The following is a 13,040-nucleotide window of genomic DNA, read 5'->3' as shown; positions in this document are numbered from 1 at the left end:
CAACTCGGCCATGAGATCACTCTCATGGCGGAACGCCGCGGCCTGCCCGAACCCACAACCGACGTCATTTACACCAAACACGGCAAGGGCAAGGACCCCGAAACCTTTCATCACTTCACCCGCTCCCCCCACTCCTCTCACTCCTACACCTACCGCGTCGGCAACGCCGGCACCCTCCTCCCCGACGGCGCCGCCATCACCGGACACTGGCTCCGCTGCGGCGACGACTTCCTCCACGAACGAGGTTTCATCCTCCGCGGCGACAACGGCTGGATCGGTCGCGTTGCAAACTGGAACGGACTGCGTGCCAAGCTCCCTGACGACGCGAAATACGAAGTACGCGCGGACGCTGCACGCCTGCACCTCCTGCCGGTGCAGCACGACGGCCGGTCCGTCGCCATCCCCCTGACCGAGCACGAGCATCGGCGACGATTGATGGTGCAGAAGATCGCCGGCGATTTCGGAATCGACTTGGACTCGGCTGCCGGGGGCGAGGCGGTCAAGAACGACGATCCGGGCACGCCGGAGACAGTTCAGGCCAAGATCCAGCCACGTGCCTCACCGTTGCCGCTCGTGCAGCAATTGCACGCTGCGATGGACCACTACGCGCCGGTCCTTGGCTACCGGCGCGCGACATCCAGCCGGAGTCATGTCGAGCAAGAAGTCAAAACCGCGCTGATCAGCGGGGTCGTACCCAAGGAGTACGTCACCGGACCGTTCCCCACGTCGGGATCGTAGGAAGAACGATATGACCGTGGCCGAGCCCCCGGAGGAGCGCTGGCAGTCGAGCCCTGAGACGCGCGCGCTGCTGTTCACCGATTTCTACGGCGAACCCGCCGAGCCGGACGACGTGTTCGCGGACGCGCTCGACGGCGGATACGTCGAACGAACTCCCGCGCTGATCGCGATTCTCCAGGACGACAGCGCCGACCCGGCTGAGCGCCTGCGGGCTTGCGTCGCACTGACCAGTTGGGCCGACCCGGCCGGTTACGGGGCGGTGATCACGGCCGCCGCCGCTCCGGACGACGTGGTGTGGCGGAGGCAGTCCTACGACCGCTTCTTCGGCCAGGACGACACCTTCGGGCAGCTCGCGGATGCGGTCGGCGCCAGCCGATGACATGGTCGACGAGCGGGGCACTGCCCAACAGCGCATCGAAGGCGCCCGCGCCCTCATCGCCATCGCTGACCTGGTCCAGTTCGACCGACATCTCGGGCGTCTGTTGCAGTCCGATGTCATCGACGTGTGCCAGGACGACATGCGCGCCACTGTTGACCGCGGTATCCGGCGAGTTGCCGCAGACGACCGCATCCCCTTCGACCTCGACCTCCGACTTGCCTTGCTCACGATCGCCATGCGCCGTTTCGACGAGCCGGCGGCCACCGACGCGATGCGCCGCCTCGTTGCCGCGAACCTCGGCGACCGTGCCCCTCGCGAACTTGCCGAGGCCCACGGAAGTTCGCTGTGATTGGTGTAGCCCCTGGCCTGGCGGCTCATCCGCAGGTGACGAGTGCGACGTCACCGACCACCATGGCCTTGCGCAGATCGGAGGCCGAGACCGTCGTCTTCGCCGTCGACCTCGTGAGCACCGTTGCTGCTGCCTCCCCGTCCCAGGGGGTGAGCGCTGCGCTTCGAAGAGACTGCCCCAGGCCCACGTCAGCCGGTCAGGCGGGACTGTCGCGGTGCCGACGTGGCCCCGGCCCGGCCTGGGCGTCGTGGTCGCCACCACCGAGGAAGCCGTCGCGGCCACTGAGCGGTTGAAGCAGGCGAGACTTGCCACCTTTGAGGAGAACGACACTTTCTGCTGCTACCCCTGCAGGACAAGGTGTGGGTCCACGGCCCCGGCAGCGAGCCCTAGGAGATCTACACCGGTCAGAGCCGACGTCGACGTCCTTGGCATGGGAGCCGACGGCACCTCCGCGGCCTGCTGCACCCCTGACAAGACCCCGGCCGAGGCGGCGGCCGCCAGATATGTGAGCGCCGACGGAAAGCGACATGTCGATGCGACGACCCGTACTACCAGAACTGGCCCGAGAGCGCCCGCCACAACGGTGCACGACGCGCGTCGGGCTGGTTACCGGTGTCAGCCTGTGACCGCGAAGGTGGCAAAAAATCACCGCGAGTTGCGGATCCCACTTACCAGTTGGCGGTTGGGGCCGCTACGCTGCTGCTCAGCAGTGGGTATCGGAGTGGGCCCGATCCCTGTGCGGCAGACAACGTCCAGCGGTTCGCCGTCGGCAAGGTCGCTGGACCCTGCTCGACGGATTTCGGCTGCGGACGGCACTCCGGAGCCGATGCGCACCAACCCTCGGGACCTTCGATGTGCTGCTGTGGTTGCTCCTCCCTTTGTGTGGGGGCGGCTGTCGTTGAGGGCGCATTCGTGTGCGGGTGTGCCAAGAGTTCGGACGCAGGGGGTGCGTCCACGTTGGCGTTTCGCGCCGTGTCGAACCGGTGTGAATTTTTGCGCCTGCGTGTGGTGGAATTCGTCGGATCTAGGGAATTCCGTCCACGTTTTCGGTCAGCCTGTTTCTCGGTCTTCCCGCCCTGCCTTCCGTGAATTGTAGAAATGCCGTGAGCTGTGCATGAATCGCGGGCGGCCAGGATTCCGTGAAGATCAAGTGCCGCTGTCATCGCAGCGTAGACATTCCGGTGCGCAGTCTCTGCCACGTCGAATGAGGAAAAAAAATATGAGCAAGAACAGCCCTGCCAAGCCTGGTGCGTCCGGGGACGACGAGCCCGGTGACATCTCGCCCGTCGAGATCGAGCCCGCAAAGGACACCGTCTCGGACCCGGAGACAGACGCCACCGTGGGCCAGGAGCCCGACGGCACCACGCCCGCCGCCGACACCGCCGCAGGAGAGGAACTGGACGGCACGAGCCCTGACGTCGACGAGCCCGTCATCGGGGCGGGTGAGAACATGCCGCCGATCCCCGAGGAAATCCGCGAGGCTGGAAGGCTGGCCCCGGACCACTGGCTGGGCATGGTTGACCCGACCTGGAACGGCGAGGGTGCCCCTCCCGAGTGGGCCATGGTCGGCCGGTGGCGCTCCGGCCTCGACGGCGAGATCGAGGAGTGGCAGGACAACGAGGACTACCGGCCATCTCCAAGGGCTCTCGGCTGGCCCGAGCCGGCCGACGAGGTGGACGCCGCCGTTCATCTCGCCGCGACCGGGTATGGGCCAGGCGAGGACGTCGTCAAGACTCTGGCGCACCACGAGGTCGCCGTGTTCGTCAAGCCGGGCGGCGGCCCGCTGCCCGCAACCACCCCTGACGGCACCCCGGTCGTCCCGGTGTTCACCTCACCCGTATATGTGCACACCGCGGGCCGCTTGGCGTTCGAGTTGCTCAAGGTGCCCGATCTTCTCGACCTGGTGCCCGAGGGACACCTCATCTACCTGAACCCCTCCGGCCCAGTGAGCATGACGGTGGAACTCGACGTCCTTCGCGAAGAGATCGAGGGCCACCAGACACGCGACGCAGGTGCGGACTCCGGCGACGACCAGGCCCCGGACGAAGCGCTGCCCGAGCAGACCACCCCCGTTCTGCCTCGGTCCCGCCCGGTGACCACCGTCAGCCTCGACGGTCCGGAGAGCAGCTCCTCCTCGGGAGCGGCCGACTCCGTGAGCGGGGTGTTGTCCGGCGCACAGGAAGCAGAGCAGAGCGATGGGAACAGCTCCGGCGAAGCACCGGGCGCACAGGCCGGAGGGTGATCGGGATGAGCCGTTGGACCGCTGTCTTCTCGCGGGAGGACGGCAGGTCCGGGGCGTTGGGCGGCATACGGCGGTCAGCCAGGCGGTCTCGTCAGGAGGGTGGGACAGGCCAGCAGGAATGGGCTGGTCTTCCCTTTGTCGAGGACGTCGGCGGCGTCCTGCTCCTGCGGTCGTCCAACGACGATGCCCCGGATCTGGCGACCCTGACCGAAGTGGCCCATGCGGTCGTGGACGAAGAGGATGTCGTCACCCTGGTGATCGGTGCCCCTCCCGGGGCGGGAACGTACTCCTCAGCGTTCTGGGAGCGCCTTGGCGAGGCACTCGACTCGCTACGGCACAAGGGCACTTCCTGCGTCCGGCTGGTGATGGCGGGCGCCGGTGACGAACGGCGGGGCCGCCCTTGTGCGGCCCGCCGTATCGCCGATGCCTGGAAGATGGACGTGCTCGCTCCGGACGGTGCGGTGCTGATCGCACCAGGCGGAACACTCTTCGCCCAGCAGGACGGCACGAGTTCCGGAAAGGGCTGGTGGCGCTTCACCCCGGGACAAGCACCGAGCATGGCAGGGTGCAGGGCCCCTGCTCCGCTGTGGCAAGACGCCTTCGCCAGAATCCCCGCGAGCACCGACGACGGCTGCGTGGTCGAGCACATACCCGCCGGGATACTCATGCGTCCGGCTGAATCCCCCGCACCCGTGACCGGCGACCTTTGTTTCGCCGTTCCCATGGACAGCGAACTCCCCATGGTGCTGATCGGCGCGGCGGGGGCGGAGAACGTGGCAGCCGAGGAGGTCGCCGCCCTGCTCGCAGCGCTGCCCGCCGCACAGCGAACCCGGACCCGACTGGCTCCCGGAGGCAGCCGCGACCTACTGCCGCTCGGGCACTCCGTCGCCGACATGCTCGGCAGCGATGTAAACGTGCTTACCGGCCTGCCCCTATTGCCGGGCGACGCCCGGCCGGGAAACGAAACGACCGAGGCCCGCCCGACACTGATGGGCTTCGACGGACATCCCCGGTGGCGGCCGTTTGTCGCCGCCGTGGCCTGCCGACCCGCCGGGAGCGCGGCGACAGGCGAGGCAGGGGAGGCACGGAAGGGGACGACGGTGCTGGAACGTCCAGACCCTCGGCTGCTCCAGTGGTTCCCGCCCCTGCCCGGCGAAGGCATCGTCGACCAGGGCATCGTATATCTCGATGAACGGTGGCAGGTCGCGGTCACCAGGGCCGGTCTTGCGATCGGGGAACGGGGCACTCCACGTCCCCCGCTCGCCGCGAGCCCTCCGGACCCGGACGCCTTCGCCATCGAACTGGGCAGCCACGGACAGGAACTCGACCCGTCCCTATGGCCCGCGCTCTCCCGACTCCTGGAGGAACTGGGCTCCGAGGTATGTGCCAAGGCCTCATTCCTGGTAAGCGGCACACTCGCCCACGGAGAGCGGGACCTACGAGACGTCGCCGCGAAACACCGGGTGACGGGCATCCGATACGTGGTGCCGCGCCAGGGTACGGCGCAGCCGTCCCGAACGGCCGCCCAGCCCACCGAGTCGGCCGATCACAGCAGGCCCCGAGCGAGTGAGCGCTCGGCCGAAGCCCCGCACGCACTGACCAGCGGGCTGGGCAGCGCCGCTCTCACCAACCCCAGCCCGCATCCGGCGGCCGCCCACGACGAAAGCGGTGCGCCAGAACCCCCTAAGTCGCCAGACCCCTCGCTGACTTCTTCCTCGGCACCGGACACCGCGGCAGATACGACAGCCGAAACCCACTCGATACCGGCGCTCAAACCCGCGACCGAAACTACGGCCACCACAAATCCGACGGAGCCGCCTGCCGTGACCACCGAGGCCGTGAGAAGTGAAACGGCTCGACCGGCAACCGGTACAAGTCTGAGCCCGGGAGCCGGGCTCCCGGAACCTGCTTCAGAGACAGAGACGGCAGGGCCCGACAGCGACTCGGCGGCCAGCGTGGTGGCGACTGCGCTCGGCGAACAGTTCGCCATGAACGAGCTACCCCAGGGCGGAGACACAGAGGGTGCGGCTGTCACCGACCATGTCACGACCAGGGGGCAGCATGAGACCCCCCAGCCCCACGGCAGCCACACCCCCGACGCCGACCCTCTGCCCCCCCCGGCGCCGCACGCGCCTGCCCGGTCTCCGAAGGCGCCAGCCGATGTACCCGTCTCGATCCGCCCAGGACATGTCAGCAGCCAGACCGAGAGATCACAGTTCCGGGAACTCGCTACGGGGGTATGGGAACACCACAGCGCCGCCGTGTCCCGTGCGCTCACAAGGATGCCCGCCTTGCGGGGCGAGGAACTTGAGGCGGCAAGAGCCGACCTGATTGCTGTTCAGGCCTACCTGACGAACAACGAGGAGTTCGTCAGCGGACAAGCGCTGGCTGAGGACCTGCTCGCGGGCGGCACCAGGCTGCTGCCCTACGTCGCCTGCCTGGCGTCCGGTCTGCGGCGACTGCCCTCATACCGGGGGATCAGCTTGCGGGGCCTTCGATCGGTTGGGGGTATTCCCGGGAATACCGGCGAGGCGCTGGAACCCGGGTCCCTGCTCCAGGCGCCAGGACCGGTCAGCTCGCTTGCGCACGCTGCCGAGTGGCCCGGCGGAGCCCCCCTAGGCTATGCGATCTGGTCGGTGACGGGCCGCAGAGTCCGCCAGCTCCTCCCGGGAGGGTCCAGCCCAGGGTCCGACGAGGTGGTCTTCGCCCCCGGCACCGCGTTCCGGGTGCTCGGGACCCACGAGGTGACGGGATCGGCCGTTGTCCTGCTGCGAGAGCTGCCCGCAACAGAGTCCGCCACCGCGAGCAACTCGCCCGGGGGGCAGCAGCTGGACCGAACGGCACTCACCCGTCTTGAAGAGGCCCTGACCGGAAGTCTCCCGATGAGAGGCAGCTGGCCGGAGCGCTGTGTCGGCCGTGTGACCTCTGGCGGGTAGCCGGTGCCGAATTCCCCATCCGACTTCATTCAACAGGGGTCAGCCGGCTGCGCCACAGCCGGCTGAACTGATGTGCATAATCTGGAGGAACAACTGATGACAAGTCGCGGCGAGAGTGCCGAAGACGCCGACGCGCAGGCGCATCCGGCGTCAGGCAAACCTGCCTCACCTACCGGAGACGTCCGCCGTGCGGTGGCACTGCCGGCCATGTCCGCAAACCCTGGACAGGCGCTGGCACCGGCCGCCTCACCCTCGGCTGCCGCCGGCGCTTCCGACGATGAAGGCAGCGAGAGCCGGACCAGGCCGGACACCGCTACGGGGCGCTCCACCTCAGGCACGCTGACCACGGACGCCGGCGCAGCCAACGCAGCGCTCGCCCCCGATAGCGCCAGAAAAGTGACGGAAACCGGTGCGGCGGCCCGGAAGGAAGCCAACCCGGAAAGCGCTTCGTCCACGAGCGGCCAGGCGGCTCGTACCACCACCGCCAGCGCCCGGCTGACCTCCGATGCCGAAGGCCAGGAGCCCGGCGTCATCGCAGCCGTCGGCTCGACGACTCCAGGCGGGGACGACGAAGACGGCGACGAAAACTCGGAAAAGCCGAAGAAGCCGTTTCTGGCCGCCGCCGCCATCGCAGGCGTGGTGCTGGCAGCAATCCCCCTGCTGATCTTTGCCACAGGCAAGTCAGATGATGCGAAGAAGAACACGGCGTCGTCGGCCGCTGAGGTGGAAATACCGCTCGACGAGTCAGACACCGACGCACCGCTCGCCTTGTACGTGCCCGACAAGCCGGGTAACGAGAAAAGCACGCAAACGCCCAAACCGAACAAATCCACATCGAGCAAGCCGCGCAAGTCTCCTGACGCCAAGGCCAAGACAACGCCGACAGCAACAGCCACATCCCGCCCCACGAAGGCCAAGCCCCGGAGCGGCGTCCAGAAAGTCGCCCAGGCAGCTGTGGGAAGCTCTGCCAGCGCCGCGACCTACCACCTCGTCAGCGCCCAATCCGGAAAGTGCCTGAGCGCCGATCACGCCTCGGACGGCGCATGGCTGTTCATCTGGGACTGCAACGACTCCCGCGAGCAGAACTGGACGTTCAAGAACGACGGAACGATCCAGCTGAAGGGCCTCTGCATGGAAGTCGCCCACGCCTCCCAGGAAGATGGCGCGGTCGTGCAGCTCGCGAGGTGCAGCGGCAACGCGGCCCAGCAGTTCCGGCTCAACTCCAACAACGAACTGTTTGCCGTGGACTCGGGCAACTGCGCCGACGTCCGGAAGTTCGGACAGGACAACGGCACCCCGGTGCAGACCTGGGGGTGCAGCCGTCGGGCGAACCAGTCCTGGTCGCGTCGATAGGACCGCCCCTGGCACAACTCCTGCAGCCACGCCCGGCGGCCGGCGCCACAGATCGCAGGTCAATCAGGTCGGATTTCCACGGATCATTGATCACCGGTCAGTGGCGTCAGCCGGGGCGCACGCCGTCGCACTACCCGTGCATTGCACCTGCCTCCGAGCCCGACGAGGTGGTCTTCGCCCCGGCACCGCGTTCCGGTGATGACAATTCGTGGCGAGGCGTCGAAGACGCCGACGCGCACGCGCATCCGGCCTCAGGCGAGCCTGTCCCACCCACCAGAGACGCCCGCCGTGCGGTGGCACTGCCGGCCATGTCCGCAAACCCTGGACAGGCGCTGGCACCGGCCGCCTCACCCTCGGCTGCCGCCGGTGCTTGCGGCGATGAAGGCGGCGGCGAGAGCCGGACCAGGCCGGACACCGCTACGGGTCGCTCCGCCTCAGGGGAATAGGACCCCCGCGGTCACCGGGCGCCGGGACGGTGCGCAGGCTACGGCCTGAGATAGGTACTGCTCGTGCCTGACCGCGGCTCGTCGACGGTGCTTTCCGTTGAGCATCATCTGCTTGGCGCTCGACCTGATGGGGGCATACGCCGCCGAAGGCTCCGGGGACTCCGTCTTGTCGGCAGACGTAGCCGTATAGCTGGTGGGCATCGTGAGCAGAAAGAGAGCGAGCCGCATGAAGCCTGGGCGGTCCGACGGGATAGAGGAGTACGAGGAGGAAGGGTGGGATGCGCAGTGGGAGACGGACAGGGGTTCCCGGCTGCGGTTCCGACAGGCTGCCGATGAGCGGATCGGCCCGGCCCTGCGAAATGCCTCTCGATCCTTCATCAGAACCCGCAGGGAGGGCCTTGAGGACAGCGTGGTGACCCTGGTGAACCAGGAGCGCACAGCGCGTGGATTGTCCACGCTGCATATCGACGAGCGGCTGCGGAACTCCTCCAGGGCACACAGCGAGGACATGGCCGCGCGCGGCTTCATCGACCATCTCTCACCCGAAGGTATCTCTCCACTCGAACGCATGCTGATGGCCGGATACCCGTTTCCCGCCGCTGAGAATGTCGCCGTCTTTCTCCCGGAGCCCATGGGGGTGATGAGGGGCTGGATGAACAGCCCAGGACATCGGTTGAACGTCCTCAACCCGGCTTTCCGGGCCATAGGCGTAGGCATCCATGTGGAGGCCGGGACGGCGTGGTGGACGCAGAACTTCGGCTACTGGTGATCGCCCGGCGGGTTCCGGCGGGGGTTGCGAGCTGCTGTCGGTTTACTGCATTGATGTGAGTGATGGTGAGCGGGAGTGAGTCCTGTGGGTGGGTTGGTTGGGGTGGGAACGGGGGTTCCGGGGTCGAATGGGTGACCTTGGCGGTTGCGGCTCGTTGGGCTGAGTGGCAGGGGTGCCGACCGTCTCAAACACCCGACCTCCCAGGACGAAGGGGTGCTGCGTGCGGTCGGTGAGCATCAGGGTGCGCTTGCCTCCGGTTATCTCAAGGCCCGGTGTGCGGACGGTCTCGAGCACGGTGCGGACACGTGGGGCGGTGCGTAAGCGGGAGCTGACGGCACTGTCGTCGTCTCGGATCGCGGGTGCGATCACGAAGGCCACGCATGATCAGTGGGCGCTGGCACGCCGCTGCCAGGCGGCGTATATCCGGAACCCGGTCGGCGGGCCGTACCGCTTCGGCTACGACCTGTCCGGTTCGGCCAGTCACCGTGACGCGCAGATCCGCCACGCGCTGACCCGCCTGATCAACTGGGCCACGTGTGCCGGTGTCGGCGCGATCGGTATCGAAGACCTCGACTTCACGCCTGAGAAGACCCGCGAGAAGCACGGGGGCCGCAAGCGGTTCCGGCAGCTCATCTCCGGCATGCCGACCGGGAAGCTCAAGGCCCGGCTGGTCTCGATGGCCGCTGAACAGGGTCTTGCGGTCGTCGCGGTCGACCCGGCCTACACCAGCCTGTGGGGTGCCGAGCACTGGCAGAAACCCCTGGCCACCCCGCGCCGAATGATGTCCCGTCACGATGCCGCCGGTATCGCACCGCACACCCGCAGCCGCCTCCATCCCATGCAGGGCGACGTTCAACAGCACTGGGCTGATCACTCCGCCTTGAGGAGTTCCCTCCTCCGTCGCAGTGACTCGGCCGCGTTCTACCACTCCGGCCTTCAGCCATTGCCGGACCAGTCCCAGTGCGGGATAGGTGCCGAGCTGGGCCAGAAGCCGGTCGTGGTCAATGCGGTCGAATGCTGCCGCCAGGTCGGCGCTGTCTTCCGTCCGGTGTTGACCTCCGTCACCCGACGCACGCTGACCAGCGTGTTGCTGAGGCTCCGGAGCATCAGTTTCTGCAGGTTCCTGACTCCCGCCAGGTCACCGTCCGTCGATGCCGTGAAGATGCGCTGGCGCAGCCGGCGTACGTTCTTCGCCGCCTGGTCCCAGTCGATACTGTCCCAGCCCGCGAAGAAGTCGCCCTCCGGTCCGTTCACCCCAGCCGTGGCCGCGGCGTCAAACTTGTCCTTCGGTGCTGTCCCTGTCGTCATCGTCCCTCCTCACAGACTCACCCAGCTCACGTCAGCGTCCTTTCGGACCCGGAAACCTGTCCGGCATCCGGCGAGTTGGCCGGGATGGTGGCGGAGACGCCGCCGCTCGTCCTGTCCCGGTTTCCTCTGACCTTTCGGCCTGCCGGCCTTCGCTTCTTTAGCCGTCCTGTCCCGCCGGAGACATCAGCCTTCCTCACGGTCGGCCCACCGCCGCCCATGCCAGAGCGGCGGCGTCCGTCGGGGTTTCCACTTTCCGCGTGTGCGAGATACGACCGGATTGGGCGCCCTCTATATCCCGGGGCGGCGGTGTCCTCCCGGGCGCCATGGGAGATCCGCTCGGCGCCTGCCGCGTTTCAGCGGCGCACCCTGCTGTGGCGTCCCACCGGCAGGGCTTTTTTCACGAGACGTCATCGAGGCTTCACGGGTGTTCGCCCGCCCGGTCTTTCCCTTGCCTGTTGCCACCGGGTGGAACGGCGGCGCTTGGGCTTCTCCCCGGAGCTTCGCACCCCGCCGTTACCAGCGACGCACGTCCAGGTGGGAACGGATCATCGGACACGGACCCGGGATTACCCTGTCGTCGGCAACATCGCCGACCCCCTCTCCAAGAGCATCCACTCAACACACGCGACCTCGTGTCGCACCTTCACGCAGAAAGTGCCTTCCACTGGCAACGACAGAGGCCCCTAGACAAGGTCCATCGGCCCAGCTCAGGAAGGCACTTTTGCGTTTCTGCGCAACCCTCAGCCGCACCCCAACCGAACGGCGAGGCTAGGACTACCCAGCCAAGTCACACTGTCGCCGCCTTGCAGGTATCTGAAGTCGACCAAGTGGGCGCGGGCCCGGCCTCGACACTAAGCTCGTGGCCAGACCCGCGCCCGGGTTGGGGTGCGACAGTTTTGTGAGTGGGATGAGCCGAACGGTTTCGGAAATCGGTGGACTGATGGCCACCCCACGCCCATCTGCTTCCTCGCCCTACGGAGGAGATGGTTATTCCACTGCGGAAGGGGTCATGGGCGGCCGTCACCGTGAATGACGGCGTTCAGCGGAAAAACTTCACTTTTCCGTCGCTGCCGCTGTGGTCAGAAGTCGAACTCGGTGAAACCGCCGTAATCGTTGAAGTACCTGGTGGCTACGGCCAGCCAGTGTCCGTTGACATATATATAGCCCACAGCTTCGTCGTTGACGCGCCCGGTCAGCGAGGCAGACCAGCACGTTCCGGGCGCCATGACGGTCGAGGACCACCCACCTCGGTAGGGGAACTGAACGAATTCCCGATAGCCCGTGTGGTTGCAGGACCGGAAGTTGATAGTGCTGGCGTGAGCCGCGGGTGCCGGTATCAGGACAGCTGCGAGTAAGCCTGCGGCTGTGACGCCGAGTGTGGATTTGATGTGCGTAAGCACGGTCTTCAGTTCCTTCCGTGTGGGAGAAGTGCCGACGTGAGGTGAGGCGGTCGGTCACTTGTATAGACGCATGACATTGACTGCAGTTCATGCCACTTTTAAGCGACGTGCAAATGCGGGGGAACTCCAGGTCGGCAAGTACGTCATCGATGTCCACGCATGCGGACTATGCGGAACCGACCTGCACATTCTCCAGGGGGAGTTCGCACCCACGCTGCTGATCTTGCCGGGACACGAGTTCGCGGGCGAGGTCGTCGGCATCGGCTCCCAGGCCACCGAACTGGCCGTTGGCGACCAGGTCGCAGTGGTCGACCCCTCCCTGTACTGCCACGAGTGCCGCTAGTGCCGGGCGGGCCGCGACAACCTCTGCGAGCGCTGAGCCGCGATCGGCGTCACGGTCGCGGGCGGCACCGCCGAGTTCGCCGGCGCACCGGTGGCGAACTGCGCCAAGTTGCCCGACCACGTCGACGTGCGCGACGCCGCGCTAATCGATCCACTGTCCTGCGCGGTGCGCGGCTACGTCCTGAACAACAGCACGCTGGGAGCCGAGGCGCTGATCTACGGCTCGGCTCGGGAACCATCGGCCTGATGACGCTGGAGTTGGCCAAGCCGACGGGCGTGGCGAGCGTCGACATCCTGGACATGAACCCCGAACGGCTCGCCACAGCACAGAAGCTGGGCGTCTCATGGTCTGCGGCCGCCGCGGACGAACTGGACCGGCCCCAGGGCTGGGACTTCGTGATCGGCGCCACGGGCAACGCGGCAGCCAACCAGGACGGTCTCGGCCGGGTCGCGAACGGCGGGCACACTCCTGCAGTTCGGGGCTCCGACTTCGCAACACGGACGGTCATCGAGCCGTACCGGATCTACAACCAGGAGATCACGATTACCGGTTCGATGGCCGTCCTGCACAGTTTTGAGCGTGCCGCCGCGCTCATCGCGACAGACAGCCTCGACCTGGCTTTCTTCGTCAGCGACCGGCTATTGCTGGAGCAGTATCCACAAGCCATCGACTGGTTCAAGGCGCGCCAGGGCCGCAAGATCGTGGTACAGCCACGAGCGACGCGAGGGCATCGCGCCCAGTACTGGTCGTGACTCCTCCCCCTCGTGGACGAGGGGG

9 protein-coding genes and 2 pseudogenes are annotated in these 13,040 nt (G+C 67.1%); 9 read left to right on the top strand and 2 right to left on the bottom strand.

From position 1 onward, the window contains the following. The first annotated feature begins 24 nt into the window (after positions 1–24). The 8 genes and pseudogenes from OHB49_RS43110 (at position 25) to OHB49_RS43075 (ending at position 9,212) form a co-directional block, all read left to right on the top strand. Positions 25–738: a hypothetical protein gene (locus tag OHB49_RS43110; protein WP_329167034.1), complete on the top strand. Its 714-nt coding sequence runs from the start codon at positions 25–27 to the stop codon at positions 736–738. A 16-nt stretch (positions 739–754) separates the two neighbouring features. After that, the gene (locus OHB49_RS43105) at positions 755–1,117 is read left to right on the top strand and encodes a hypothetical protein (protein ID WP_329167033.1); all 363 of its coding nucleotides are present in this window, start codon (positions 755–757) and stop codon (positions 1,115–1,117) included. Position 1,118: 1 nt separating this feature from the next. Continuing rightward, on the top strand, positions 1,119–1,466 hold the full coding sequence (locus tag OHB49_RS43100) for a hypothetical protein (protein WP_329167032.1): 348 nt from the start codon (positions 1,119–1,121) through the stop codon (positions 1,464–1,466). A gap of 238 nt (positions 1,467–1,704) precedes the next feature. Further along, positions 1,705–1,950: pseudogene (locus OHB49_RS46050) on the top strand (glyoxalase/bleomycin resistance/dioxygenase family protein); the annotation flags it as partial. Between the two features lie 735 nt (positions 1,951–2,685). Beyond that, positions 2,686–3,708, top strand: a complete 1,023-nt coding sequence (locus OHB49_RS43090; protein WP_329167030.1) for a type VII secretion system-associated protein — start codon at positions 2,686–2,688, stop codon at positions 3,706–3,708. A gap of 5 nt (positions 3,709–3,713) precedes the next feature. After that, entirely contained in the window at positions 3,714–6,644 is a 2,931-nt protein-coding gene (locus OHB49_RS43085) for a hypothetical protein (RefSeq protein WP_329167028.1), read from the top strand. Between the two features lie 96 nt (positions 6,645–6,740). Further along, positions 6,741–7,997: an RICIN domain-containing protein gene (locus OHB49_RS43080; RefSeq protein WP_329167027.1), complete on the top strand. Its 1,257-nt coding sequence runs from the start codon at positions 6,741–6,743 to the stop codon at positions 7,995–7,997. Positions 7,998–8,636: 639 nt separating this feature from the next. Continuing rightward, positions 8,637–9,212 (top strand): CAP domain-containing protein, encoded by a 576-nt coding sequence (locus tag OHB49_RS43075; protein ID WP_329167026.1) that lies wholly within the window; start codon positions 8,637–8,639, stop codon positions 9,210–9,212. 262 nt (positions 9,213–9,474) lie between these two features. On the opposite strand, the gene OHB49_RS46045 is transcribed toward OHB49_RS43075, so the two are convergent. Both OHB49_RS46045 and OHB49_RS43060 read right to left on the bottom strand, forming a co-directional pair. Further along, a complete protein-coding gene (locus tag OHB49_RS46045; protein ID WP_443079741.1) occupies positions 9,475–10,200 on the bottom strand; it encodes a hypothetical protein in 726 nt (241 codons plus the stop codon). Positions 10,201–11,599: 1,399 nt separating this feature from the next. Further along, positions 11,600–11,746 carry a hypothetical protein gene (locus tag OHB49_RS43060; protein WP_329167025.1) on the bottom strand — a complete coding sequence of 49 codons (147 nt, stop codon included), beginning with the start codon at positions 11,744–11,746 and terminating at the stop codon, positions 11,600–11,602. A gap of 250 nt (positions 11,747–11,996) precedes the next feature. Here OHB49_RS43060 and OHB49_RS43055 point away from each other — a divergent pair. Continuing rightward, positions 11,997–13,015, top strand: a pseudogene (locus tag OHB49_RS43055) (alcohol dehydrogenase catalytic domain-containing protein). Positions 13,016–13,040: the final 25 nt, after the last annotated feature.

The organism is Streptomyces sp. NBC_01717 (genome assembly GCF_036248255.1).
Taxonomy (GTDB): Bacteria; Actinomycetota; Actinomycetes; order Streptomycetales; family Streptomycetaceae; genus Streptomyces.
The sequence above is the reverse complement of the archived record's forward strand: the minus strand, read 5'-3'. Positions and strand labels throughout refer to the sequence as shown.

Bases quoted from the DNA above. Each gene is read 5' to 3' on its own strand.
- OHB49_RS43080 (WP_329167027.1), top strand. From the start codon at position 6,741: ATGACAAGTCGCGGCGAGAGTGCCGAAGACGCCGACGCGCAGGCGCAT.
- OHB49_RS43100 (WP_329167032.1), top strand. From the start codon at position 1,119: ATGGTCGACGAGCGGGGCACTGCCCAACAGCGCATCGAAGGCGCCCGC.
- OHB49_RS43090 (WP_329167030.1), top strand. From the start codon at position 2,686: ATGAGCAAGAACAGCCCTGCCAAGCCTGGTGCGTCCGGGGACGACGAG.
- OHB49_RS43110 (WP_329167034.1), top strand. From the start codon at position 25: ATGGCGGAACGCCGCGGCCTGCCCGAACCCACAACCGACGTCATTTAC.
- OHB49_RS43085 (WP_329167028.1), top strand. From the start codon at position 3,714: ATGAGCCGTTGGACCGCTGTCTTCTCGCGGGAGGACGGCAGGTCCGGG.
- OHB49_RS43060 (WP_329167025.1), bottom strand. From the start codon at position 11,746: ATGGCGCCCGGAACGTGCTGGTCTGCCTCGCTGACCGGGCGCGTCAAC.